Source organism: Variovorax sp. MHTC-1 (assembly GCF_003984645.1).
Classification (GTDB): Bacteria; Pseudomonadota; Gammaproteobacteria; order Burkholderiales; family Burkholderiaceae_C; genus Variovorax.
Map to the genome: position 1 here is coordinate 1 of NZ_RWKI01000117.1, position 326 is coordinate 326.

Annotated in this window: 1 pseudogene; it reads right to left on the reverse strand. The window is 77.0% G+C overall.

The window, feature by feature from the left end:
• A pseudogene (locus EJI01_RS29040) lies at nucleotides 1-326 on the reverse strand (hypothetical protein); the annotation flags it as partial.

Genomic DNA, 326 nt, shown 5'->3' on the forward strand with positions numbered 1-326 from the left:
GCTGCAGGGAGGCGGCATCCTCGAGGTGGATGACGGCGGTGTCGGTGTCGTAGCGCAGTCCGCTCACGATGATGCTGCCGGCGCCGTCGACGCCGCCGACGCTGGCCGCATCGGCGGTGCTCACGCCGGTGCCGCCGGAGCCCACGCCGTCATCGCCGCCGGAGGCGGTCGAGGTGCCGCCGCCCGTGCCGGAGCTGCCCGAAGTGCCGCCGCCCTGGCCGTCGCTCGCACCGCCAACGGGACTGCTCTCGCCGCCGGCGACCGAGCCACCGCCGAATCCTGCGGAGCCCGCGCCGCCGAATCCCGCGCCGCCTCCGCCGCCACCA